At 72.0% G+C, this 23,430-nt stretch carries 20 protein-coding genes; 9 read left to right on the top strand and 11 right to left on the bottom strand.

Annotated elements, in window-relative coordinates:
* Positions 1 to 102: 102 nt before the first annotated feature.
* Positions 103 to 1,425: a hypothetical protein gene (locus ACFVGS_RS11065; protein WP_385692408.1), complete on the top strand. Its 1,323-nt coding sequence runs from the start codon at positions 103 to 105 to the stop codon at positions 1,423 to 1,425.
* A gap of 23 nt (positions 1,426 to 1,448) precedes the next feature.
* Positions 1,449 to 1,664 (top strand): zinc ribbon domain-containing protein, encoded by a 216-nt coding sequence (locus ACFVGS_RS11060; RefSeq protein ID WP_385692283.1) that lies wholly within the window; start codon positions 1,449 to 1,451, stop codon positions 1,662 to 1,664.
* A gap of 227 nt (positions 1,665 to 1,891) precedes the next feature.
* Here ACFVGS_RS11060 and ACFVGS_RS11055 read toward each other — a convergent pair whose 3' ends face one another.
* From ACFVGS_RS11055 to ACFVGS_RS11045, 3 genes are read right to left on the bottom strand one after another with little or no spacing between them, the layout of a single operon-like run.
* Positions 1,892 to 2,830, bottom strand: coding sequence for an HAD family hydrolase (locus ACFVGS_RS11055; protein ID WP_385692281.1), 939 nt, complete (start codon positions 2,828 to 2,830; stop codon positions 1,892 to 1,894).
* Positions 2,827 to 5,481, bottom strand: a complete 2,655-nt coding sequence (locus tag ACFVGS_RS11050) for a phosphoribosyltransferase (protein ID WP_385692407.1) — start codon at positions 5,479 to 5,481, stop codon at positions 2,827 to 2,829. The genes ACFVGS_RS11055 and ACFVGS_RS11050 overlap by 4 nt, the downstream gene beginning before the upstream one ends.
* A gap of 31 nt (positions 5,482 to 5,512) precedes the next feature.
* A complete protein-coding gene (locus ACFVGS_RS11045; protein ID WP_384417298.1) occupies positions 5,513 to 6,766 on the bottom strand; it encodes an HpcH/HpaI aldolase/citrate lyase family protein in 1,254 nt (417 codons plus the stop codon).
* 154 nt (positions 6,767 to 6,920) lie between these two features.
* Between ACFVGS_RS11045 and ACFVGS_RS11040 the strand changes: the two genes are divergently transcribed.
* Positions 6,921 to 7,808 carry a TerD family protein gene (locus ACFVGS_RS11040; protein WP_385692279.1) on the top strand — a complete coding sequence of 296 codons (888 nt, stop codon included), beginning with the start codon at positions 6,921 to 6,923 and terminating at the stop codon, positions 7,806 to 7,808.
* A 46-nt stretch (positions 7,809 to 7,854) separates the two neighbouring features.
* Here the strand turns inward: ACFVGS_RS11040 and ACFVGS_RS11035 are convergent, their stop codons facing one another.
* The 6 genes from ACFVGS_RS11035 to ACFVGS_RS11010 all read right to left on the bottom strand — a co-directional run bounded on the left by ACFVGS_RS11035 (position 7,855) and on the right by ACFVGS_RS11010 (position 12,323).
* Positions 7,855 to 8,589 (bottom strand): Tellurium resistance, encoded by a 735-nt coding sequence (locus tag ACFVGS_RS11035; protein WP_385692277.1) that lies wholly within the window; start codon positions 8,587 to 8,589, stop codon positions 7,855 to 7,857.
* 138 nt (positions 8,590 to 8,727) lie between these two features.
* Positions 8,728 to 9,876: a DUF475 domain-containing protein gene (locus ACFVGS_RS11030; RefSeq protein ID WP_384417307.1), complete on the bottom strand. Its 1,149-nt coding sequence runs from the start codon at positions 9,874 to 9,876 to the stop codon at positions 8,728 to 8,730.
* Positions 9,877 to 9,906: 30 nt separating this feature from the next.
* Positions 9,907 to 10,482 (bottom strand): TerD family protein, encoded by a 576-nt coding sequence (locus tag ACFVGS_RS11025; RefSeq protein WP_384417310.1) that lies wholly within the window; start codon positions 10,480 to 10,482, stop codon positions 9,907 to 9,909.
* Between the two features lie 96 nt (positions 10,483 to 10,578).
* Entirely contained in the window at positions 10,579 to 11,154 is a 576-nt protein-coding gene (locus tag ACFVGS_RS11020) for a TerD family protein (protein WP_384417313.1), read from the bottom strand.
* Between the two features lie 140 nt (positions 11,155 to 11,294).
* Entirely contained in the window at positions 11,295 to 11,753 is a 459-nt protein-coding gene (locus tag ACFVGS_RS11015) for a peroxiredoxin (protein ID WP_385692274.1), read from the bottom strand.
* A gap of 147 nt (positions 11,754 to 11,900) precedes the next feature.
* Positions 11,901 to 12,323: a DUF3052 domain-containing protein gene (locus ACFVGS_RS11010; protein ID WP_384417316.1), complete on the bottom strand. Its 423-nt coding sequence runs from the start codon at positions 12,321 to 12,323 to the stop codon at positions 11,901 to 11,903.
* A gap of 414 nt (positions 12,324 to 12,737) precedes the next feature.
* On the opposite strand from ACFVGS_RS11010, the gene aceE reads away from it, so the two are divergent.
* Together aceE and ACFVGS_RS11000 are read left to right on the top strand one after the other, a co-directional pair.
* Positions 12,738 to 15,470, top strand: a complete 2,733-nt coding sequence (aceE, locus tag ACFVGS_RS11005) for a pyruvate dehydrogenase (acetyl-transferring), homodimeric type (protein WP_385692272.1) — start codon at positions 12,738 to 12,740, stop codon at positions 15,468 to 15,470.
* Between the two features lie 204 nt (positions 15,471 to 15,674).
* Complete coding sequence (locus ACFVGS_RS11000; RefSeq protein WP_384417322.1) at positions 15,675 to 16,439, top strand: potassium channel family protein; 765 nt, start codon at positions 15,675 to 15,677, stop codon at positions 16,437 to 16,439.
* On the opposite strand, the gene ACFVGS_RS10995 is transcribed toward ACFVGS_RS11000, so the two are convergent.
* Positions 16,420 to 16,914 carry a peptidase inhibitor family I36 protein gene (locus tag ACFVGS_RS10995; protein WP_385692270.1) on the bottom strand — a complete coding sequence of 165 codons (495 nt, stop codon included), beginning with the start codon at positions 16,912 to 16,914 and terminating at the stop codon, positions 16,420 to 16,422. The genes ACFVGS_RS11000 and ACFVGS_RS10995 overlap by 20 nt on opposite strands.
* A 127-nt stretch (positions 16,915 to 17,041) precedes the next feature.
* Positions 17,042 to 18,664, bottom strand: coding sequence for an MFS transporter (locus ACFVGS_RS10990; RefSeq protein ID WP_385692268.1), 1,623 nt, complete (start codon positions 18,662 to 18,664; stop codon positions 17,042 to 17,044).
* A gap of 127 nt (positions 18,665 to 18,791) precedes the next feature.
* Between ACFVGS_RS10990 and ACFVGS_RS10985 the strand changes: the two genes are divergently transcribed.
* The 4 genes from ACFVGS_RS10985 (at position 18,792) to ACFVGS_RS10970 (ending at position 23,401) form a co-directional block, all read left to right on the top strand.
* Positions 18,792 to 19,418, top strand: a complete 627-nt coding sequence (locus ACFVGS_RS10985; protein WP_385692266.1) for a TetR/AcrR family transcriptional regulator — start codon at positions 18,792 to 18,794, stop codon at positions 19,416 to 19,418.
* Between the two features lie 327 nt (positions 19,419 to 19,745).
* A complete protein-coding gene (locus tag ACFVGS_RS10980) occupies positions 19,746 to 20,957 on the top strand; it encodes an alpha/beta hydrolase (RefSeq protein WP_384417334.1) in 1,212 nt (403 codons plus the stop codon).
* A gap of 76 nt (positions 20,958 to 21,033) precedes the next feature.
* Complete coding sequence (locus ACFVGS_RS10975; RefSeq protein WP_384417337.1) at positions 21,034 to 21,900, top strand: DUF4429 domain-containing protein; 867 nt, start codon at positions 21,034 to 21,036, stop codon at positions 21,898 to 21,900.
* Positions 21,901 to 21,988: 88 nt separating this feature from the next.
* A complete protein-coding gene (locus tag ACFVGS_RS10970; protein WP_385692264.1) occupies positions 21,989 to 23,401 on the top strand; it encodes a sensor histidine kinase in 1,413 nt (470 codons plus the stop codon).
* Positions 23,402 to 23,430: the final 29 nt, after the last annotated feature.

The following is a 23,430-nucleotide window of genomic DNA, read 5'->3' as shown; positions in this document are numbered from 1 at the left end:
CTGTAGCGGGTGGGAGAATGGACCGACCGGGCAGGCGGCGGAGACAGCACGGGGAGAGGGATCGTGGCGGCGAGCGACGGCAGGGGCAGGGCGACGTCCGGGATCACCAGCACGCTCCGGGTCTCCCTCGCGCTCCCGCTCCTGGTCGCCGCGCTGCTGCCGCAGGCCCTCGCCGGCGGCGGGGGCGGCGGGCGGCGGTGGTTCGGCGGGCGGGACGAGAGCCGGCGGGCGGAGGCGCAGGCGGCCAAGGACGCCGCCGCGGCCGCCTTCTACGAGCTCGACACCGCCCAGCGCGGGCTGAAGATCTCCATCGAGACGATCACGGCCGTGGACGACTCCGCCGACGCCCGCCGCGCCGTCGAGGGGTTCGCGGCACTGGGGCGGCGGATCGACGACGTCAGTCATGCGTACATCACTGCTGTCGACGCCCATGATCTCGATCGCGTCGAGCTGGACGCCGCCACCGCCGGCCGGGCCCGCACGGACCTCGAGCGGGCCAAGGCCGAGCTCGTACGGGTCAAGGAGGAGCTCGACCGGTTCGAGCAGGGGCTCGCGCCGCTGCTCGGCCGGGCCGAGACCCAGCTCGCCCGGCTCGCGCCCGCCGTCGAGCGGGCCCGACAGGCGCTCCGCGCCGCGAGCACCGCCCTCGACGCCACCCGCGACGCCGGCTTCCGCGCCGACGACCTCGCCGGCCGGCTCGCCGCACTCGGCCCCGAGCTCACCAGGCTCAACGAAGGGGCCGGGCGCCACGGCGTGAGCGAGACGCTCCAGCGGGCCGACACGGTGCTCCGCGAGGCCGAGGGCGTGCGGGCCGAGGCCGAGCGCCTCCCCGAGCGGGCCGCCGAGATCGACAAGCGGCTCGTGTCCCTGCGGACCCGCGCACAGGCCCTCGCCACCCGCGCCGCCGGCGTCGAGCCGATCCTCTCCGAGCTCCGGCGGCGCTTCGCCGCCGCCTGCTGGCAGGACCTCCAGCACGTGCCCGAGCAGGCCGACACCGCCGCCCGCCAGGCCGAGGAACGGCTCGCCGAGGCCGCCAAGGCCCGCGCCGAGCAGCGCTGGCCCGACGCCACCGCCCTGCTCTCCACCGTCCGCGCCCTCCTCAACACCGCCGACGAGGGCGTCGCCGCGGCCGGAGACCGGCTGCGCCGCCTCAACGCCGTCGCCAAGGACCCCCAGGCCGAGATCGACCGCACCCGCTTCACCGTGCGGGACGCCCAGCGGCTCGCGATGGCCGGGCGGAACACGCCCGACCCCCGCCACGCACGGCCCCTCGACGATGCCGTCGCCCGGCTCGACCGGGCCGTCGGCTCACTCGACAGCGGCCGGCACCCCGACTACTGGGCCTTCCTCACCGAGCTCGAGGCCATCCGCGCGACCGCCGGCCAGGTCGTCGAGCGGATCCGCGAGGAGCGCGGCAGGCCGTGAGCGGCACGCCGTAACCTGGGGCCATGCCTCGTTACGAGTACCGCTGCCGCACCTGCGGAGACACCTTCGAGCTCAGCCGTCCGATGGCCGAGTCCTCCGCCCCCGCCGCCTGCCCCGCGGGCCACGACGACACCGTCAAGCTGCTCTCGGCCATCGCCGTGGGCGGGACCAAGGCCGCACCCGCCGCTTCTGGTGGCGGAGGAGGCGGCGGGTGCTGCGGTGGCGGCTGCTGCGGCTGAGACCGTTGCGGTTGCTGCGGTTGCTCAGCGGTGCGGCTGAGGCTGCTGGGGCCGCTGAGGCTGCTGCCTTGCGCTGCCGCTGAGGCTGCCCCCTCCCTGCGGCTGCTCCCCGCTGCTGCTTCCCCTGCGACTGCTGCCGCTGAGGCTGCTGCCGCCCTGCGGCTGCTGCCGGAGACGCCCCTGGCTGTCCAGGTATCTCAGGACCGCCAGGACCCTCGTACGGACGGTCAGGCCGGGTCCGGGAGCGCGTCGGGCGCGGGCGCGGGCGCGCCGCTGAGCGACGGCGACTGCGACGGCGACGGCGAGGCGTGCGCTCGCGCCGCCGCGCGGAAGCTGCGGACGATCTCCTCGCCCGCCGCCACTCCCCGGTCGGGCAGCGCCGTCACGTGGGGCGCGGTCCAGCCCGAGTCGGCGAGTTCGCCGTGGCCCGGCCGCCAGGCCAGGTCGGCGGCGAGCAGCAGGTCGGCGTCGAGGAGCGAGTCGCCGGCCGCCAGCGTGAGGGTGGCGCCGGTGCGCCGGGCGACCTCGCGCATGGCCGCGCTCTTCGTGAGCGGCTTCGGCACCGCGTAGACCTTGCGGCCCTGCAGCGAGACGGTCCAGCCGCGCTCGCCCGCCCACTCGGTGAAGCGGTCGAGCCAGTCCTGCGGCAGCCGTTCCCGCTCGACGACGAGGTAGGCGAACAGGTCCTCGGCGACGCGGTGCTTGCGCACCCAGGAGAGGTCGGTGGTGGCGGTGAGGTACGCGCGGATCTCGGCGAGCGGCGCGCACGCGTCGCCGACCCTGCGGAGCACCTCGGCGTGCCAGTCCGGGTCGGAGACGCCGTCGACGAGGATGTGGCCGCCGTTGGCGCAGATCGCGTACTTCGGTGCCGGTGCGGGTGCCGTGGCGGTGCCGCCGAGGAGCCGGATGCGCTGGTACTGCTTGCGGGTGCGGGTGGTGGTCGGCACGAAGACCGTCTCGGCGGCGAGCGCGCGCAGTTCGTCGGCGGCGCGCTCGGTCACGTAGGAGAGCGGCTTGGCCTCGTGGACCTCCACGCACAGCAGCCGGGGCGCCTGCGGGTCGGGCATGCCGAGGGCGAGGGCGCCGCTGGAGTAGATGAGGGTGCGGTCGAGGTCGCTGGCGACGAGGACGGTCGCGGCGGTGGCGGATGCGGTCGAGGTCTTCACTGGGACACCACCGCCTTGCCGTCGGCGCCGGTCGCCCCGCGCGTGTACTGGGGGTGGATCAGGCCCACGCAGCTGTACGGGAGTTCGTCGACCTCCTCGACCGGTACGCCGCGCTGCTCGGCGAGCAGCCGTACGTGCGCGAGGTCGGCGGCGCCCGCGCCCCGCTTGGCCAGGATCTTCCACGGCACGCGGCGGAGGAGGACCCGGGTGGTCTCGCCGACGCCCGGCTTGACCAGGTTGACGTCGTGGATGCCGTACTCCTCGCTGATCCGCTCGACGGCGGCCCAGCCCTCCCAGGTGGGGGTCCGGTCGGCGGCGAGGAGTTCCTTGACGTCGGCGTCGACGGTGGCGGCGACCTCGTCGAAGCGGGCGGCGACGGCGTCGAGGAACGCGCCGGAGACGTCGGCGCCGGCGAGCTCACGGTAGAACTTGGCGCCGTGGAAGTCGTGCGGTCCGACCAGGTCGGAGCGCAGCACGGTGCGCGATATCAGGCCGGAGACCGTGGAGTTGAGGCACGCGGAGGGGATGAGGAAGTCCTCGCGGGTGCCGTACGTGCGGACGCAGGAGCCGGGGTCGGCGAGGACCGCGATCTCCGGCGAGAAGCCGGGGAAGTCGCGGAGGGCGTCGGCGAGTTCGCGGGTGATGGCGCCCTTGCCGGTCCAGCCGTCGACGAACACCACGTCGGCCGGGTCGTGGTGCTCGGCGAGCCAGCGCAGGGCGTTGGCGTCGATGCCGCGGCCGCGCACGATGGAGACGGCGTAGTGGGGCAGGTCGAGGCCGTGGCGGGCCTGCGCCCAGCGGCGCATCAGGACGCCGACGGGCGTGCCGGCGCGGGCCAGCGAGACGAGGACCGGGCGCGGGGAACGCTCGGCGAGCACGGTCTCGGTGACGGTGCCGACGGCGCGGGCGACGCGGTCGGCGGAGGCGTCCAGGGCGGCGTGGAACAGCTCCTGGTAGCGCGCGTTGGGCTGGTACTCGACGGGCAGCGACTCGGCGTAGTGCGCGCCGCCGCTCTGGATGGCCTCCTCGCGTTCCTCGGTCGGGGCCTCCAGCCGTACGTCCGAGAGGTCCTGGAGCAGCCAGCCGACCTCCTCCGGAGCGTACGAGGAGAAGGCGGGGCCGCGGAGGGGCTCGGGCAGCATGGAGCTCCTTTCGGGAGCTTCGAGGGCTTCGGGAGCTTGCTTGGAGGTCTGGCCGGCAGCCTGATCGGAAGCCTGCCCGGCGACGTGGTCGGAAACCTGCGAGCCGGCGGTCTGGGCGGAGACCTGCCCGGTGGGGTGGCCGGAAACCTGCGGGCCGGTCTGGGCGGAGACCTGCCCGGCGACGTAGTCGGAAGCCTGCCCGGCGGCCTGGTCGGAGACCTGCGGGCCGGTCTGGGCGGAGACCTGCCCGGGGGCGTGGTCGGTCGTCCCCGGTGTGTAGGACGGGATCACGGCCAGCACGACGTGGGGGACGTGCGCGGCGAGCTGGGCCAGGAGGCCGTCCGGTGCGTGGAGCTGCGGGGTGTCGGCGACGGAGTCGACGACGGCGACGACCGCGTCGAAGCCGCCGCCCGCGACGTTGTAGGCGTAGCGCTCGCCGGACCCGTCGGCGGGTTCGTCGTGCGCGGGGAACACCAGCCGGGTCCGTATCGCGTAGCCCGGGTCGTCGACGGCGAGGACGGGCGAGCGGGTGGTGGTCGAGTAGCGCACGTCGCTCCCGGCCCGTTCGAGCGCGAGCGCGAGCCGCAGCGGCGCGTACATGAGTTCCTCGAAGCCGAGGACGAGCACGCGTCGGGCTCCGCGGAGGGCGTCGGTCAGCCGCTCGGTCATGGCGGGCAGCGCGTCGTTCAGCGCCGCCGCGTGGGCGGTGGTGAAGCCGTGCCGGCCGCCGTCGGGTACGGCGGCGGGCCAGCCGAGCTCGACGCGCACCGGTGCGTTCCCCGGCGTCCGCTGCGGCGGGACCGCGGGGTGGGCGCTCTGGTGGGCGGTGACGAGCGCCTGGCCCTTGGCCAGGACCTCGTCGGGCAGCCGTACGGTGCCGGTCGCACCGGCCACCATGTCGATGCGGGCGCCGATCTCCCGGGCGAAGGCGTCGAGACGGTCCCGGTCGGCCGCCGAGCGCATGTCGACCAGGGCGACGATCACGTACCGCTCGCGGGGGTGCCGGCCGTGCAGGTCGCGGATGGTGTTGAGGACCGTGTTCCCGGTGGAGAACTCGTCGTCGACGAGGACCAGCGGGCCGTCGCCCGCGAGCAGCTTCGGGTCCTCGGGGAGGAGCAGGTGGGAGGTGGCGTGGGAGTGGGACTCCTCGAAGCCGCCGGCGGTGGCGACTCCGGCGACCGGGCGCCGGGTGGAGTGGAGGTACGGGGCGAGGGCGAGGCCGTCGGCGACGCTGTGGCCGAGGCCCGTCGCGGTCTCGGCGTAGCCGAGGACGACGGCCCGGGCGGCCTCCTCGTCGCCGAGCAGTCGCCGGACCCGTACGCCCAGGTCGTGTCCCGCCGCGTACACGACGCCCGGTCGCTGCGGCACGTGCTTGCCCAGCACGTTGGACACCAGCAGGTGGGCCCGCTTGGGGTTGCGGCGCAGTGCGAGGCCGAGCAGGTCGGGCAGCGCCTCGTCGCCGATCAGTTCGACGCCCAGTCGCTCCGCGACCCAGGTTCCGGTCCACACCACGTCGTTGTCGTCCCTTCGTCGGCCGGCGTCAGCCGGCGAGTCCCGCGGTGAGCAGCTCCACGAAGCCGACGTCCTCGCGGGCGACGCCGAAGACCTCGGCGCGCCGCAGGGTCCGCTCGGCCCACGCGCGGTGGGGCTTCACCTCGTTCATCTTGTTGGTGTACGCGGAGCGGAGCACTCCGCCACCGCCTCGTTCCGGCCGCAGGATGTCCTGGGCGTCGCTGAACTCCTCGTGGCTGACCACGGACAACGCGTGCACCGGCACCACGTGGGTGGGGTGGATGCAGGTCTTGCCGAGGAGGCCGTTGGCGCGGTCGAGTTCGATCTCGCGCAGCAGTCCGTCGAGGTCGTGCTCGATGAGCGTGGTGCGCAGGTCCTCGGCGCGGCCCTCCAGGAAGGGGCTGCGGCGCAGCTGTGGCTTGAACATGCGCTCGCCGGGGCGGAAGTACTCCCACACGGGTCCGGTGACGGTGAAGCCGGTGCCGTCGGCGCGGCCGAGGACGTTGACGACGTCGCCGATGACGGCGGCGACGATCTGGACGTCGTAGGCGGTCATGAAGGGCGAGCGGCGCAGGCCGTAGTTGGAGCAGAAGTCGGTGACGCCGAGGCGGAGCGCGAGGATCCGCTCGCGGTACTTCCCGGTGAGGGCGGCGATGCCGGCCAGGGTCTCGGCCCGGGTCTCCAGGTGGAGCAGCTCGGGCGACTCCAGGACGGGCATCGCGAAGAGCCGGCGGCCGCAGTCGCGCTCGGCGACGGCGAGCGCTTCGAGGAAGGGCCGGCCGCGGGTCTCGGTGAACTTGGGAAGTACGAATCCGGACAGCAGTCGAACCGTGTCGCCGAGCCGGGCGACGAGGTCGGTGATCTGCCGCGGTTCACGGACCCGGATGAAGAGCAGCGGCAGCTCGCCCCCGTCGCCTCCGGCCCCGTCGACGGCGTCGTCACCGCCCGCCGGTCCCTCGCCGGCCCCGTCCCGTGCCCCGGTGGACGCGCCCTGTGCGGTGCCCGCCGCGAGGTCGGCGAACTGGCGGACCAGGTTGGCCTCGCCCGCCTCCACCTCGGCGTCGCTGATCGAGTCCTCGAGGCAGAGGACCATCGAGGCCACGCCGCGAGCGCCCTGCTTGCGCACGTCGTCGGCGAGCCTCGGCCGCGTGGCCGGGCTGTAGAGCGTGGCGCCGAGCGCCACGGCGAGCGTGTCCGCGGGCGAGTCCGCCGTGAACACGGCGGGCTCCTGGTGGAACAGCGCGGCTCGCGCGGCGGCCGGGATGTGCCCGAAATGACGCATGTTTCTCCCCCGACTGCCGGAACGGCCCCTGACGACATGTGGCCGGTAATAGTACGTAGGTAAGGGTGTCCGTAGTTCCCCGCGTGCGTGAAGTTCAGGTAACTCGTCCGCATCCGGCCCCCCGCGTTGTCCGGAAGGCGGCCGGGCAGGGAAGATGACGGGCATGACGCACGCGATGCTGAAGGGCTCCAACGTCCCGCTCGACACCGCGGCCGTACGGGCCGTGCTCCGCTGGACGCCGGGATCCGGGGTGCCCGACGTGGACGCCTCGGCCCTGCTGGTGGGTCCGGACGGGCGCGTGCGGTCCGACGAGGACTTCGTCTTCTACAACCAGCCGCGGCATCCCTCGGGTCTGGTGCGCCATCTGGCGAAGCAGCGCGGCCCGGAGGGTCTGACGGACACGGTGGAGGCCGACCTGGGCCGGCTGGACGCCGCGGTCGACCAGGTGGTGATCGCCGCTTCCTCGGACGGCGGCACCTTCCGCGCCGTCTCCGACCTGCGGATCCTGCTGTACGACGCGACGCCGGGCGCGGCTGCCGATCCGCTCGCGGTGTTCGACGTGTCGGCGGAGACCGGCGAGGAGACGGCGATCATCTGCGGCGAGCTGTACCGGCGCGGTGAGGGCTGGAAGTTCCGCGCGGTGGGACAGGGCTATCCGACCGGTCTTGTCGGGCTCGCCACCGACTTCGGCGTGTCGGTGGACGACGCGGCGGAGGGCGGTCCGGCCGCGGAGTCCGGCCCGGACCAGGCCGCCGCTTCGGGCACGGACGCGTCCCAGGCCGCCTCCGCGGCCACCGGCTCCGACTCCGGCCAGGATGCGGCGCACGACCCGGACGCCACGGTCGTCCGCGCTCCCGGCGTGCCCTCGACGCCTCCGCCGCCGCCCGTGCCGCCGCAGCCCACGGCGCCTCCGGCTCCGGCACCCGCCTACGGCTATCCGCAGCCGACCGGCGCACCGGCCGGCGCTCCCGCGTACGGCTACCCGCACGCGGCCCCGGAGTTCCGGATGCCGCCGATGGGTCCGCAGTTCGCCAGGCCCTGAGGCGCGGCCGGCGCACGGCCGGTCGCACGGCCGGCCCGCGTGAGGGTCAGGTCTTGGACTTGTAGCCGCGGCCCCACTGCATGCCCCAGCCGTACAGCCGGTCCAGTTCGGCCTGGAAGCCGTACACGAACCGCACCTCGCGGCGGACCATGAGCTCGCCCTTGACGTTGTCGACGGAGAAGACGGCGCAGGAGCGGGCCTGCGGGGCGTCCTCGTCGAGTTCGATCTCGATGCGCGGGCCGTTGCTCGGGTAGAGCGTGACCTTGGCGTGGGTGCGGTCGAAGGCCGGCGTCTGGTCGTAGATGTAGACGAAGAACAGCAGGCGCTTGATCGCGTCGCGGTGGTCGAGGTTGACGAAGATCGTCTCGCCGGAGCCGGAGCCGAACCGGTCGTCGCCGCTGAGCTTCACGTACGGCGGCTCGTTCAGCTCGCCGTAGAAGCCGCCGAGCGGCTGCACCACGCCCCTGCTGCCGTCGGCCAGTTCGTACAGGCAGCCCAGGTCGAGGTCGACGTTGACCATGCCCTGGGTGTGGGCCTGGACCTCCTCGGGCTTGAAGAGCCGGGAGGGGTGGCGGAGGAGACTGGTGGACTGGCGGCGGCGGTCCTCGATGTCGGAGCTCCGCATGCGCCAGGAGAGGTTGACCCGGAGGTTGCCCGTGGCGGCGCCCTGCTTGGTGAGGGAGACCGTCGGACGGCGTCTGGTCAGGTCGATGGAACCGCCGGAGTCCCCCGAGTCGAACGGCTCTCCCCGTCCCGGAAAGAGATTGTCGAAGAAGCCCACGGCTCCGCACCCCCCACGCTCGGTCCACCCCTGTCCTGTGCCGCGCTCACACGCCGCGGGGCGGCCGGGTGCTCCCGGCCGCCCCGCAGTGAAGCGTTCCTCATTGCCGGGGTGGTCACACCCCGTTTGCCTGAGGTGTCACACCCCGGACGTCACTTCGGCCTTGTCGTCCGAGGCGTCAGCTTTTCCCTCGGCCGCCGCGAGCGCCTTGTTGCGGCGGACGGAGGACCAGAAGGACCAGGCGATCAGGGCGACGCCGATGCCGCCGGTGACGATCTCCGGGATCTCGTACTGGATGGTGATCATCAGGACCACGGCCAGGGCGCCGATCGCGTAGTGGGCGCCGTGCTCCAGGTAGACGTAGTCGTCGAGGGTGCCCTGGCGGACCAGGTAGACCGTGAGCGAACGGACGTACATGGCGCCGACGCCGAGGCCGAGGGCCATCAGGACGATGTCGTTGGTGATGGCGAAGGCACCGATGACGCCGTCGAAGGAGAAGGACGCGTCGAGGACTTCGAGGTAGAGGAACATGAAGAAGGCGGCCTTGCCGGCGAGCTGGACCGCCGAAACCTTCTTGCCGCTGCGCTTGGCCTCTTCCTCGGCCTCGTGCTCGCGCTCCTCTTCCTCCTCCAGCTTGTTCTCGAAGTAGCCGGAGAGTCCGCCGACGACGAGGTACGTGATGAGGCCGGCGACGCCGGAGATGAGCACCGTCTGCGCCTTGTCGACGTGCGCGCCGCCGTGCTGGTGGGCCTGGGTCGCGAAGGTCATCGCGGTGATCAGCAGGACGACGAGCGCGATGCAGACCGACAGCATGTCGACCTTGCCGAGCTTGGCCAGCGGGCGCTCGATCCAGCGCAGCCACTGGATGTCACGCTCCTCGAAGATGAAGTCGAGGAAGATCATGAGCAGGAACATGCCACCGAAGGCGGCGATCGACGGGTGCGCGTCGGTGACGAGTTCCTGGTACTTGTCCGGGTTGTTGAACGCCAGGTCGACGGCCTCGATCGGGCCGATCTTGGCGCTGATCGCGACGATCACGACGGGGAAGACCAGACGCATGCCGAAGACGGCGATGAGCACACCGATCGTGAGGAAGATCTTCTGCCAGAAGGCATTCATCTTCTTCAGGATTCCGGCGTTGACCACCGCGTTGTCGAAGGAGAGCGAGATCTCGAGGATGCAGAGGATCGCGACGACTCCGAACGCCTCCCACCCCCCGTAGATCACGCCGGCGACCAGGCCGAGCGCGGTGATCGCGAACGACCAGCCGAAGGTTTTCAGAACCACTGTCTACCTCATCGTGATAAGTACGCGGCTTTACGAAACGTTGACCCCGAAGTCTAGAGCGATGCCCCGAAGGCCGGACGCGTACCCCTGACCCACGGCCCGGAACTTCCATTCGCCGTTGTAGCGGTAGAGCTCCCCGAAGATCATCGCGGTTTCGGTGGAGGCGTCCTCGGAGAGGTCGTAGCGCGCGAGTTCCTGACCGTCCGCCTGGTTCACCACGCGGATGAAGGCATTGGCGACCTGTCCGAAGGTCTGGCCGCGATTGTCGGCCTCGTGGATGGACACCGGAAAAATGATCTTGTCGCAGTGCGCCGGGACCTTGGTGAGGTCGACGATGAGCGACTCGTCGTCGCCGTCGCCCTCGCCGGTGAGGTTGTCACCGGTGTGCTCGACGGAGCCCTCGGGGCTCTTGAGGTTGTTGTAGAAGACGAAGTACTCGTCGCCGAGCACCCGTCCGGACTGGCACAGCAGGGCGCTGGCGTCGAGGTCGAAGGGGGCTCCGGTGGTGGAGCGCGCGTCCCAGCCGAGACCCACGAGCACCTGGGTGAGGTTGGGTGCGGCCTTGGAGAGGGAGACATTGCCTCCCTTGGCGAGCGTGACGCCCATGACGGTGGTTCCTCCCCGGGGTTCTGCGGATGCGCGATGAGGCGCGTCCGGCGCCGCACGGAAGGTGCGGCGCCGGACGGGATGCGGTGCGTCGGCTCAGACGTTGACGCCGAAGTCCTGCGCGATGCCGCGCAGGCCCGAGGCGTAGCCCTGGCCGACGGCGCGGAACTTCCACTCCGCGCCGTGGCGGTAGAGCTCGCCGAAGACCATGGCGGTCTCGGTCGAGGCGTCCTCGGAGAGGTCGTACCGCGCGATCTCGGCGCCGCCGGCCTGGTTCACGACGCGGATGAACGCGTTGCGGACCTGGCCGAAGGACTGCTGGCGGTTCTCGGCGTCGTAGATGGACACCGGGAAGACGATCTTGGCGACATCGGCGGGGACGCCGGCCAGGTTGACCTTGACCTGCTCGTCGTCGCCCTCGCCCTCACCGGTGAGGTTGTCACCGGTGTGCTCGACGGAGCCGTCGGCGCTCTTCAGGTTGTTGAAGAAGACGAAGTCCTGGTCGTTGCGGACCTTGCCCGCCTCGTTCACCAGGATGGCGCTGGCGTCGAGGTCGAAGTCCGTACCGGTGGTGGTGCGGACGTCCCAGCCCAGACCGACGGTGACGGCGGTCAGGCCAGGGGCCTCCTTGGTCAGCGAGACGTTGCCGCCCTTGCTGAGGCTGACTCCCACGAGTCCCTCCATTGGTTTCCAGGGGCAGCGCCCCCAGTCGTGCGTTGGCATCGGATCAACGACTGGATCCTAGTGACGGGTTCCCAGTCGAAACAGACGTTTCGCCCGAGTGTTGGCGGGCGATCCCCCTGGACGGGGCCTCAGAGGGCCGCCAGGGCCTTGGCGTACTCGTCGGTGTCGCGGGCGTCCGGGAGGGCGTTGACGACCGACCAGCGGACCACGCCGGCCCTGTCGAGGACGAAGGTGCCGCGCACCGCGCAGCCCTTGTCCTCGTCGAACACGCCGTACGCGCGGGAGACCGCGCCGTGCGGCCAGAAGTCGGAGAGCAGTGGGAACTCCAGGTCCTCCTGCTCGCCGAAGACGCGCAGGGTGTGGATGGAGTCGTTGGAGACGGCGAGCAGCTGGGTGTCGTCGTTGACGAACTCGTCGAGGCGGTCGCGCAGCGCGCGCAGCTCGCCGGTGCACACACCGGTGAAGGCGAAGGGGTAGAAGAACAGCAGGACGTTCTTCGCGCCGCGGAACGAGGACAGCCGCACGGTCCGGCCGTGGTTGTCCCGCAGCTCGAAGTCGGGGGCCTCGGCGCCGATCTCGATCGCCATCGCTTACGCATCCCTTCGCGGACGGGCCGGCCCTTGGGCCGAAACGGTGAAACCCACCCTAAGGGGAGGGGTGGCCGCGCCCGGCCGGGCCCTGACGCGCGGGAGCCCCCGCCGGGATCGGCGGGGGCTCTGCGCAGCGTAGGGGGATCAGCGCTTCGGAGTGCCGAGGCGGGTGCCCGTCCAGTCCTTGGCGACGCTGATGCTCTTGGTCTGGGAGAGACCAGCGGTCTGCGCGGCATCGTTGATGTCGCTCGGCTCGATGTAGCCGTCGCGGCCCGTCTTCGGCGTCAGCAGCACGATGTGGCCGCTGTCCTCGAGGAGACCGATGGAGTCCACCAGGGCGTCGGTGAGGTCACCGTCCTCGTCACGGAACCACAGCAGCACGACGTCGGCGACGTCGTCGTAGTCCTCGTCCACGAGATCCTGGCCGATAAGGGACTCGATGCCTTCACGGAGATCGAAGTCGACGTCGTCGTCGTAGCCGATCTCCTGGACCACCTGTCCGGGCTCGAACCCCAGCCTCGCCGCCGGGTTGGTCCGCTCCTCCGCGTGGTCCGCGGTCGCGCTCACGGCTTGCCTCCTGCTCATGTATCGGAAAATGCCTCGCCACGCGCGGGCGCGCGGCGCTGGCCGTAGTCCACACGTGCCGGGGCGGATCGCGCAAGTACCCGGCCGATGAGACCGCCGAAACGGTGACGTTTGGGGCCGTCTCGCCGCAACTTCCGGCGAGGACCCGTCGCGCTCCGTGACAAGGCACTCACTCTTCGCCCCGCTTTGTGTGTCTCTGCGGCTTCAGTCTGCCGAACGGACTGGCGGAACGCATGCGCGGGATGGGCGTAAGGTTGCGATTTGACCGGACAAGGCACCCCGCGAGGGTTACCGCTCGGTAAAGATGACGTTTGCCGTCGGCGGGGTACACGATGAACATCCCGGCCCCGGCGGGGTTTCCGTCCCGTGGGCTCCACCGACCAGCGAAGGAACAGCGTGGCTTCCGCATCCGATCGCAACCCGATCATCATTGGCGGCCTTCCCAGCCAGGTCCCGGACTTCGACCCGGAAGAGACCCGGGAATGGCTCGACTCCCTGGACGCCGCCGTCGACGAGCGGGGCCGGGAGCGCGCCCGCTACCTCATGCTGCGGCTGATCGAGCGGGCCCGCGAGAAGCGCGTGGCCGTGCCCGAGATGCGCAGCACGGACTACGTCAACACCATCGCCACCCGTGACGAGCCCTTCTTCCCGGGCAACGAGGAGATCGAGCGCAAGGTCCTCAACGCCACCCGCTGGAACGCGGCCGTGATGGTCTCGCGCGCCCAGCGCCCGGGCATCGGCGTCGGCGGCCACATCGCCACCTTCGCGTCCTCCGCCTCGCTGTACGACGTCGGCTTCAACCACTTCTTCCGCGGCAAGGACGAGGGCGACGGCGGCGACCAGATCTTCTTCCAGGGCCACGCCTCCCCCGGCATCTACGCCCGCGCCTTCCTGCTCGACCGGCTGAACGAGACGCAGCTCGACGCCTTCCGCCAGGAGAAGTCGAAGTACCCGAACGGCCTGTCGTCCTACCCGCACCCGCGGCTCATGCCGGACTTCTGGGAGTTCCCCACGGTGTCGATGGGCCTCGGTCCCCTCGGCGCGATCTACCAGGCCCGGATGAACCGCTACATGGAGGCCCGCGGCATCGCCGACACCTCCAGGTCGCACGTGTGGGCCTTCCTCGGCGACGGCGAGATGGACGAGCCGGAGTCGCTGGGCCAGCTGACCCTGGCGGCCCGCGAGAACCTCGACAACCTCACCTTCGTCGTCAACTGCAACCTGCAGCGCCTCGACGGCCCCGTGCGCGGCAACGGCAAGGTCATCCAGGAGCTGGAGTCGGTCTTCCGGGGCGCCGGCTGGAACGTCATCAAGCTGATCTGGGACCGCTCCTGGGACCCGCTGCTCGCCCAGGACCGCGACGGCATCCTCGTCAACAAGATGAACACCACGCCGGACGGCCAGTTCCAGACGTACGCGACGGAGACCGGCGCCTACATCCGCGACCACTTCTTCGGCGACGACCAGCGGCTGCGGGCCATGGTCGAGAACATGACCGACGACCAGATCCTGCACCTGGGCCGCGGCGGTCACGACCACAAGAAGATCTTCGCGGCGTTCTCCGCGGCCAAGGCCCACAAGGGCCAGCCGACGGTGATCCTCGCCAAGACCGTCAAGGGCTGGACGCTGGGTCCCAACTTCGAGGGCCGCAACGCCACCCACCAGATGAAGAAGCTGACGGTCGACGACCTCAAGGGCTTCCGCGACCGGCTGCACATCCCGATCACGGACAAGCAGCTGGAGGAGGGCCTGCCGCCCTACTACCACCCGGGCCGGAACTCCGAGGAGATCCAGTACATGCACGACCGCCGCAAGGCGCTCGGCGGGTACGTGCCCACCCGCGTGGTCCGCTCCAAGCCGCTGGTGCTGCCGGACGACAAGACCTACGCCGCCGTGAAGAAGGGCTCGGGCCAGCAGTCCATCGCCACCACGATGGCCTTCGTCCGGCTGCTCAAGGACCTGATGCGGGACAAGGAGATCGGCAAGCGCTTCGTGCTGATCGCGCCGGACGAGTACCGCACCTTCGGCATGGACTCGTTCTTCCCGAGCGCCAAGATCTACAACCCGCTCGGCCAGCAGTACGAGGCCGTGGACCGCGAACTGCTCCTCGCCTACAAGGAGTCCCCGACCGGCCAGATGCTGCACGACGGCATCTCCGAGGCGGGCTGCACCGCCTCCCTGATCGCCGCCGGCTCCGCGTACGCCACGCACGGCGAACCGCTCATCCCGGTCTACGTCTTCTACTCGATGTTCGGTTTCCAGCGCACCGGCGACCAGTTCTGGCAGATGGCCGACCAGCTCGCCCGCGGCTTCGTGCTCGGCGCGACCGCCGGCCGCACGACGCTCACCGGCGAGGGCCTCCAGCACGCCGACGGACACTCGCACCTCCTCGCCTCGACCAACCCGGCGTGCGTCGCCTACGACCCGGCCTTCGGCTTCGAGATCGCGCACATCGTCCAGGACGGTCTGCGCCGCATGTACGGCCCCGAGGCCGAGGACGTCTTCTACTACCTGTCGGTCTACAACGAGCCGATCCAGCACCCGGCCGAGCCCGCGGACGTGGACGTCGAGGGCATCCTCAAGGGCATCCACCTCTACCGGAAGGGCGAGACCGGCGCGATCCCCGCGCAGATCATGGCCTCCGGCGTCGGCGTGCCGTGGGCCCTGGAGGCCCAGCGGATCCTCGCCGAGGAGTGGAACGTCCGCGCCGACGTCTGGTCCGCCACGTCCTGGAACGAACTGCGCCGCGAGGCCGTGTCCGTCGAGGAGCACAACCTGCTCCACCCGGACGAGGAGCAGCGCGTGCCGTACGTGACGCGCAAGCTGCAGAGCGCCCAGGGCCCGTTCGTGGCCGTCTCCGACTGGATGCGCTCGGTGCCGGACCAGATCTCCCGCTGGGTGCCGGGCCGCTACACCTCGCTCGGCGCGGACGGCTTCGGCTTCGCGGACACCCGCGGCGCGGCCCGCCGCTTCTTCCACATCGACGCCCAGTCGATCGTCCTCGCGGTCCTCACCGAACTGGCCCAGGACGGCAAGGTCGACCGCTCGGCCCTGAAGCAGGCCGTGGACCGCTACCAGCTGCTCGACGTCTCGGCCGCCGACCCCGGCCCCGCGGGCGGCGACGCCTAGCAGGCCGGGGGCGACCCCTGGCCGGCGGTCGGCGGCGCCTGGCCGACGGCCGGGGACCCCGGTCCCGCGGCCGCGACGCCTGGCGGGTCCGGTCACGCGGCGACGGCAGCAGAGCGCGCACGACCTGCCGAGGACCCGTATCACCTGGTGAGGGCGGTGGGACCGATGGTCCCGCCGCCCTTCGGCGTTCCTTACGATGCCGGGATGAAGGAACGCTGGGAAGAGCGCACCCAGACGCCGCTGCTGCTGCTGGCCGTGGCGTTCGGGATCGCCTACGCCGTACCGATCGTGGCACCGGACGCCGCTCCCTGGGTGCACCGGCTGTGCACCCATGTCGAGTGGGCGGTGTGGGCCGCGTTCGCCCTGGACTACCTCGTACGGCTCGCGCTCGCCCCGGCCCGCTGGGCCTTCGTGCGCAGCCATCCGGTGGACCTGCTCGCGGTGCTGCTGCCGATGGTGCAGCCGCTGCGGCTGCTTCGTGTGGTCTCCACGCTCCTCCTGGTGGGCCGTCGGGCCCGGATGGCCCCGCAGATAACGCTCACCACCTATGTGGCGGGCGCGGTGGTCGGACTGATGATGTTCGGCTCGCTGGCCGTGCTCCATGTGGAGCGGGACGCGCCGAACGGCAACATCAAGACGCTCGGGGACGCGGTCTGGTGGTCCTTCACCACGATGACCACCGTCGGTTACGGCGACCACGCCCCGACCACCGGTCTGGGCCGGGTGCTCGCGGTGGGCCTGATGCTGTCCGGCATCGCGCTGCTCGGTGTGGTGACGGCCAACATCGCCGCCTGGTTCATCGCGCGCTTCGACCGGGACGACGAGGTCGAACGCCGGCAGACCGAGCTGCTGGAGGCGCTGACCCGGGAGGTGCGGGAGCTGCGGGCCGAGGTCGCGCGCCTCTCGGCGCCGCCCTCCGGCACCCCCGACGGACCGGAGCTGCCCGCCCCTATCTCTCCCAGATCTTGAACGCCCGCACCTGGTAGGGCGTCTGCGGCACCCAGGTGCCGCGCCCCGGGTAGGTCTCGAACTCCCCGGTCTCCGCGCATGTCGGGGACTGGTACGTGGTGACCGGCCGGCCCGTGCGGTTGGCCAGGGACTGGGCGCTCGTCCCGGCCGGCAGGGCGACGCAGCTCTCGATGTCGACCGCGGCCAGCTCGTGCGCCTGGGCGCGGCCCTTGAAGTCGGCCTTGGGCCACAGGCACAGCTGGCCCGGACCGCAGGCGCCGAGCACCGTGCCGGTCCCTGCGGCCGGTGCCGCTGCCGGTGCGGCGGCCACGACGGCGGCCGGCGCCGCTGCCGCCACCGGTCCGGCGGCCCTGACGGCTGCCGGGGCCGCTGCCGGGGCGGCGGCGGTCGCTGTGGCCGGTGCCGCGGCGGTCGCCGGGGCCGTGAGCACGGCGGTCAGAACGGCCGCCGCGGCGAGGAACGTCTTCGTGTACATGCAGGTGAACCCCCGTCTCGTAACTCTCCGTAATCACGAGCATGGCGAAGAGATCCGAAGGACGGAAGAGGGGCCGCCCCCGTTCCCACGAACGGGTGACGGCCCCCTACGGGAACCCTGAGAGACGTCAGATGTGCGCCGCGCCCGCGCCCGCCTCCGCGTTCTCGCCGCGCTTGGTGAGCGTGGCGACGAGCGCCGCGACGACGGCCACGACGCCGGCGACGGTGAAGGCCAGGCCCATGCCGTCCATGAACGTGTCGTGGATGACCTTGCCGATGGTCTGGAACAGCTCCGGCGTCATGCCCGGCGCCTTGGCCAGCTCCGGCGGCACCATGCCGAACTCGGCCGCCTGCTCAAGGCGCGGGTCGGCGGGCACCGGGATGCCGGCGTCCTTCCAGTTCTCGGCGAAGGCGCTCGACACCTTCGACGACATGACCGCACCCAGCACCGCCGTGCCGAGCGCGCCGCCGACCTGCATCGCGGCCTGCTGCAGACCGCCGGCCACGCCGGACAGCTCCAGCGGGGCGTTGCCGACGATGACCTCGGTGGCGCCGACCATGACCGGGGCCAGGCCCAGGCCGAGCAGCCCGAACCAGAGCGACATCGCGAGGTTGCCGGTGTCGGCGGTGAGGGTGAGCATGCCGAACATGGCGGCGGCCGTGCAGACCATGCCGCCGACCAGCGGGACCCGCGGGCCGAACTTGGTGATCAGCGCGCCGGCCAGCGGCGAGGAGACGATCATCATGCCCGTCAGCGGCAGCAGCGCGAGCCCGCTGTCGACCGGGCTGAGACCCTTCACGCCCTGGAGGTAGAAGGTCACGAAGAACAGGCCGCCCATGAAGGCGAAGGCCATCAGGACCATGAGGACCACACCGGCCGAGAGCGGCACGGAGCGGAACATCTGGAGCGGGATGAGCGGCTCCCTCACCTTGGTCTCCCAGAGGGCGAAGACCGCGAAGAGGACGACGGCGCCGATCAGACAGCCCCAGGTCCTGCCGCTGCCCCAGCCCCAGGACTCGCCTGCCTTGATGATGCCCCAGATGAGGGCGGCCATCGCGGCGGAGAGCAGCACGATGCCGAGGACGTCGAAGGAGCGCGGGGCGTTCTCGGCGCGGTGGTCCTTGAGGATCACCAGGCCGAGGACCAGCGCGAGGATACCGACCGGCACGTTGATGAAGAAGACCGACTGCCAGCTCTGGTGCTCGACGAGCAGGCCGCCGACGATCGGGCCGCCGGCGGTCGAGGCGCCGATGACCATGCCCCAGATGCCGATGGCCATGTTGAGCTTCTCGGCCGGGAACGTGGCGCGCAGCAGGCCGAGGGCGGCCGGCATCAGCAGGGCGCCGAAGAGGCCCTGGAGCACGCGGAAGGCGATGACGAGGCCGATGGAGTCCGACAGGCCGATCGCGCCGGAGGCGAGGGCGAAGCCGGCGATGCCGATGAGGAAGGTCTGCCGGTGGCCGAAGCGGTCGCCGAGCTTGCCGGCGGTGATCAGCGCGACGGCGAGCGCGAGCAGATAGCCGTTGGTGATCCACTGGACCTCGGCGAGCGACGCCTGGAGGTCTTCCTTGATGGCGGGGTTGGCGATCGCGACGATCGTGCCGTCGAGCGCGACCATCATCACGCCCACGGCCACGGCGAGCAGGGTCAGCCATGGGTGGCCGCGCAGTCCCTTCGCCGGGGCCGCCTCGGGCGCCCGGCCGCCCCCCTGACCCTGCGGGGCCTTTTCCACGGTGATCTGACTAGTCATGCGATCGAGGCTAGTGTCAGTCACTGACAATTGACAAAGCGATTCACGCGCCGGTAACTGTCACGTAGCTCACAGGTACCCTGAGCCGGACGAAGTGGCGAAAAAGCAGCGCGGAGAGGGCCCGACCATGACCGTTCCCGGCCTGCGCGAGCGCAAGAAGCAGCGCACCCGCGACGCGTTGATCCGGGTCGCCCTCGAACTGTTCACCACCCAGGGCTTCGAGCGGACCACGGTCGACGAGATCGCCGACGCCGTCGACGTCTCCCAGCGCACCTTCTTCCGCTACTTCGCCACCAAGGAGGACGTGGCCTTCGCCGTCCAGCAGATGGTGGAGGAACGCTTCGTCCGGGCCCTCGCCGAACGCCCGCCCGAGGAGGGTCCGTTCGACGCGATGCGCAACGCGGTCCTCGGCGCCTGGGACACCATCGGCGAGGCGATCGTCGAGGTCGTGCCCGTCGAGCTGTACCTGCGCACCTTCCAGAGCATCGAGGCGACGCCCGCCCTCCTCGCCGTCCACCTGCGCCGCTCCACGGAGATGGAGGACACCATCGCCCGGCTGATCGCCGAGCGCGAGGGCCTGGACGTGGACGAGGACCCGCGGCCCCGGATCGCGGTGGCCGCGTTCAGCGGCGTGATGCGGGTGACCGGGCAGCTGTGGGGCCGGAGCGAGAACCCCACCCTGGAGTCCATCCGCGCCCTCACCGAGCACTACCTGGACCACCTGGCGCCGGCGCTGGAGCCGCACTGGCGCTAGGCCGTTTCTTTCGGATCAGGGCCGGATAGGCCGCGGCGTCTGGTGCGGTGCATCGCAAGGCGCCGGGGCGTCGCGATAGCGGAGCTATCGGGGCGTTTCGGCAACGCGGCGAGGTGCCGTGCCAGACGCCGCGGACCCGGCCAAGATCCGGAAGAGACGGCCTAGGCCGCCCCTTCCCGATCTCGCCCCGGGCGGGCTCCGGACGTCGCCCCCGAGCGAGCTCCACGTACCGCCACGCACACGCACCGTCACCCCGACACTCCGGGCGGAGTGATCCGCGTCACTCGCCGCACGGGCCTGCCCCGCCGCCCCCTAGGGTGGCGGCCAATGCCTTCCTTCGACTCCTCCCCCACCCTCACCGCCTGGCGGATGCTGCTCGCCCTCGCCGTGGTGTTCGTGCTCCTCGCGACGACCGGGTGGACCACGATCCGGCATCAGCGCACGCCGGGGCCGACGCGGGAGGAGGCGCTCCTCTCGTGGACGCACGACCGGATCGGCCGCCGCGCGCTGCCCGACCCGAAGGCGCCCGCCCGGACGGTCGCCGCGTTCTTCGCCGCGATCGGCCCGGCGCAGGGCGCCCGGCTCGCCGACACCCATCCGTTCGTCGTCGGCAACCTCAACGGCGTCCCCGTCACCCTGCGCTACCGCGCCAACCGGGAGTCCCTGTCCCGCGCCCTGGCCGCCGAGCGCGACCGGGTGGACGACCCGCGGCTCACCGCAGAGGGCCGCCACCAGGCCGTCCGCCGGGTGCACCGCTTCACCAGCCTGATGCGGCCGGGCCGGCAGATCCTCGCCTTCGACCCGACGGGCACGGGGCGGACGGCGGAGGTGCTCGGCGACCTGGAGCGGGCCCGGCGGATCTCGGTGATCGTGCCCGGCGTCGACACCAATCTGCTGACCTTCCAGAAGACCGCCCGCCGCTACTCGGCGCCGGCCGGCATGGCGGACGCCCTGTACGCCGCCGAGCGCCGGGCCGACCCCCGCACCCGTACCGCCGTCATCGCCTGGGCCGACTACACCGCGCCCGTCGGCGTCGGCATCGAGGCCGCCATCGGGCGGCTCGCCGCGAACGGCGCCGTACGGCTCGTCGACCTGACCGCCGCCCTCCCCGGCGACGCCCCGGTCACCCTCTTCTGCCACAGCTACGGCTCCGTGCTGTGCGGCGTCGCCGCGCCCCGGCTGCCCGCCCGGGTCACCGACCTGGTCGTGGCCGGCAGCCCCGGCATGCGGGCCGAACGGGCCGCCGACCTCGGCACCCGGGCCCGGATCTGGGCCATGCGGGACACCGACGACTGGATCGCGGACGTGCCCCACATGGAGCTCGGCGGGGTCGGCCACGGCGCCGATCCGGTGGCGCCGGAGTTCGGTGCGCGACTGCTCTCGGCGGAGGGCGCCGCCGGTCACGCCGGCTACTTCGAGCCGGGTACGAGCAGCCTGCGGAACTTCGCCGCGATAGGGGTCGGCGCGTACGGCACGCTGACCTGCGCGAGCGCCGACAGCGCTTGCCTCGACGGAATTTCCGGCGGTGCGGCCGTCTGACGCGCGTAGATCCCGGCGGATTTACGGTGGTCGCGAAGGGGCGACGCCGGGGCATACGCCACATACGATGAGGCGTATGGGTGATGTGCTGGCCGGAATTCATGCCACCTGGGAGTTCGAGAGCGACGCAGTCGTCATCCGCTTCGAACGGGGGATCCGAACGCCGAAGCTCCTCAACGCGCTGCGCGAACGGCGCATCCCGCACGAGGCGCTGGCATCGGTGACGCTCTCCCCCGGGAAGCGGGGCACCGTCGTGCTCCACGCCGTGCCGCGGGACGGCGCCGATCCGCTGATGGAAGCGGCCGCCGGCCAGCTCAAGGACGGCAGCGACCCCTACCGTCTCGTGCTGCCCGCCGAGCGGGAGACGCTCGCCGAGTACTACCGCGACGAGCTGCGCACCGCGATCGCGCCGTACGAGGACCTGGGACCGGCCGACCGCTTCCTGGTGGCGGCGCCCGAGGGACCGCAGTCCTTCAAGGCGTACGACGGGAAGGCGAGCTTCGACGGGACGGCGGAGGTCTCCTTCCGCTGGTTCTGGACGGGCGCCTCCTCGGAGAAGTGGAAGGCGGGCGACCAGACCTTCCGGGTGCGGGAGCTCAGCGGCGTCGAGTGGCGCTCGCCCGAGATCCTCGACGGCTATCTGCGGCTCGTGCGCCGCGACGGCCACGACGCGCGCCCGGTGCAGCCGGACCACGACCCGGCCTCCGTCGTCTTCGGCCTCGGCTACGGACCGGTGCACGAGTCCCTGCCGTTCGCCGCGTCCGTGCTCGCCGCGATCCGCGGCGCCTCCGACCGGGTGCCGGTCGCGGTGCAGGCGGCGCCGCACCGGGACCCGGCGGGAGTTGCGGAAAGGATCCGCCACCTCGGCGAGCTGCATCAGGCGGGGCTCGTGACGGACGAGGAGTTCTCCGCGAAGAAGGCGGAACTGCTCGCGGAGCTGTAGTTCCCCGGGTCGTACCGCGGTATGACCCACCGGCCCCCACTCCGGTATGACGTTCCCGCCCGCCCCCGCTGCCTACGCTGGGCGGGCCATGGAAAAGGAACAGGAACAGCCGCGCACGCCACGGTCCGGAGCCCGGGCGCGGACGCCCGGAGCCACACCCCGGACGCCGGCACGTCCGGCGCGGACGCCCGGAGCCACAGCCCGGACGCCGGCGCGTCCGGCGCGGACGTCCGGCGCCCGGGCCCAGGAGCTGCTCCGCGGCTTCGGGACCGCCCTCGCGACGCCCACCGGACCCGGCGAGCCGCTGCTCGCCCGGGCGTCCTCCCGATGGGTGCGCCTGCTGCCGTACGGCGTCGCCGTCGTGCTGGTCGCGGCCCTGCTGCCCGTCACCGTCGCCGTGCTGGTGAACGAGTACCACGTCAACGGCGCCGTCGCCGGGGCCCTCGCGACCGCGCAGACCGTGCCGTTGCTGCTCGCCGTCACCCGGCCGCTCCAGGCCTGGTGGGTGATCGTCGCGGCGGACGTCCTGGGCGGCTTCGTGCTGCTCGGCTCCGACTACCACCAGCTTCCCTGGCCGTGGACGCCCACGGTCGTCGTCGGCTACCTCTTCCTGATGCTGGCCCTCGGACTGCGCGAGTCCCGGCGCGCCCTGGTGGGCGTGTGGCTGGTGACCGGTGCGGCGGGAGCCGTCTTCGAACTCGTCTCGCCCGGCCGCCCGGGCGACGGCATCATCGTGCTGCTGTTCGTGATCAGCGGGATCCTGCTGCTCCTCACCGCGACCCTGCGCGGGCGCGGCGAGGCGGAACGGCGCCTCGTCGAGCAGGAGACCATCAGCGAGGCCGAGCGGGCCCGCCGCACCCTCCTGGAGGAGCGGGCCAGGATCGCCCGTGAGCTGCACGACGTGGTCGCCCACCACATGTCGGTGATCACCGTGCAGGCGGACTCCGCCCCGTACCGCATCCCAAACCTGCCGGACGCGGCCCGCGAGGAGTTCGCGTCGATCGCGTCCGGGGCGCGCGAGTCGCTCGCCGAGATGCGGCGGCTGCTCGCGGTGCTGCGCAGCGAGGGCACGGAGGGCGAGCGGGCGCCGCAGCCCGGTCTCGACCGGCTGCAGCAGCTGGTGGAGGCGACGGTACGGGCGGGGGTTCCGGCCGAGCTGTCGATGGCGGCGGACCTCGGGGAGTCCGTCGAGGTGCCGCAGGCCGTGGACCTGTCGGCGTACCGGATCGTGCAGGAGGCCCTGTCCAACGTCGTCCGGCACGCGCCGGGCGCCGTGACCCGGGTGTCCGTGCGGGCCGACGGGAAGGGCTGGCTGAACGTCCTGGTCGTCAACGGGCCCGCCGCGGAGCGGACTTCGCCGCTGGAGGGCGGCTCGGGCACCGGGCACGGCCTCGTCGGGATGCGCGAGCGCGTACGGTTGACCGGCGGCTCGCTGGACACCGGGCCGCTGCCGGACGGGGGCTTCCGGGTCGCCGCACGGCTGCCGCTGACACCTCCCTGACGAGCCCCGCCGAACCGCTGACGACCCCG

Source organism: Streptomyces sp. NPDC127114 (genome assembly GCF_042677525.1).
GTDB lineage: Bacteria > Actinomycetota > Actinomycetes > Streptomycetales > Streptomycetaceae > Streptomyces.
The sequence above is the reverse complement of the archived record's forward strand: the minus strand, read 5'-3'. Positions and strand labels throughout refer to the sequence as shown.

Coding starts and splice junctions, on each gene's coding strand:
- ACFVGS_RS11040 (WP_385692279.1), top strand. CDS start 6,921: ATGACGGGCATGACGCACGCGATGCTGAAGGGCTCCAACGTCCCGCTC.
- ACFVGS_RS11025 (WP_384417310.1), bottom strand. CDS start 10,482: ATGGGCGTCACGCTCGCCAAGGGAGGCAATGTCTCCCTCTCCAAGGCC.
- ACFVGS_RS10990 (WP_385692268.1), bottom strand. CDS start 18,664: ATGACTAGTCAGATCACCGTGGAAAAGGCCCCGCAGGGTCAGGGGGGC.
- ACFVGS_RS10980 (WP_384417334.1), top strand. CDS start 19,746: ATGCCTTCCTTCGACTCCTCCCCCACCCTCACCGCCTGGCGGATGCTG.
- ACFVGS_RS11060 (WP_385692283.1), top strand. CDS start 1,449: ATGCCTCGTTACGAGTACCGCTGCCGCACCTGCGGAGACACCTTCGAG.
- ACFVGS_RS11045 (WP_384417298.1), bottom strand. CDS start 6,766: ATGCGTCATTTCGGGCACATCCCGGCCGCCGCGCGAGCCGCGCTGTTC.
- ACFVGS_RS10970 (WP_385692264.1), top strand. CDS start 21,989: ATGGAAAAGGAACAGGAACAGCCGCGCACGCCACGGTCCGGAGCCCGG.
- ACFVGS_RS11015 (WP_385692274.1), bottom strand. CDS start 11,753: ATGGCGATCGAGATCGGCGCCGAGGCCCCCGACTTCGAGCTGCGGGAC.
- ACFVGS_RS11000 (WP_384417322.1), top strand. CDS start 15,675: ATGAAGGAACGCTGGGAAGAGCGCACCCAGACGCCGCTGCTGCTGCTG.
- ACFVGS_RS10985 (WP_385692266.1), top strand. CDS start 18,792: ATGACCGTTCCCGGCCTGCGCGAGCGCAAGAAGCAGCGCACCCGCGAC.
- ACFVGS_RS10995 (WP_385692270.1), bottom strand. CDS start 16,914: ATGTACACGAAGACGTTCCTCGCCGCGGCGGCCGTTCTGACCGCCGTG.
- ACFVGS_RS10975 (WP_384417337.1), top strand. CDS start 21,034: ATGGGTGATGTGCTGGCCGGAATTCATGCCACCTGGGAGTTCGAGAGC.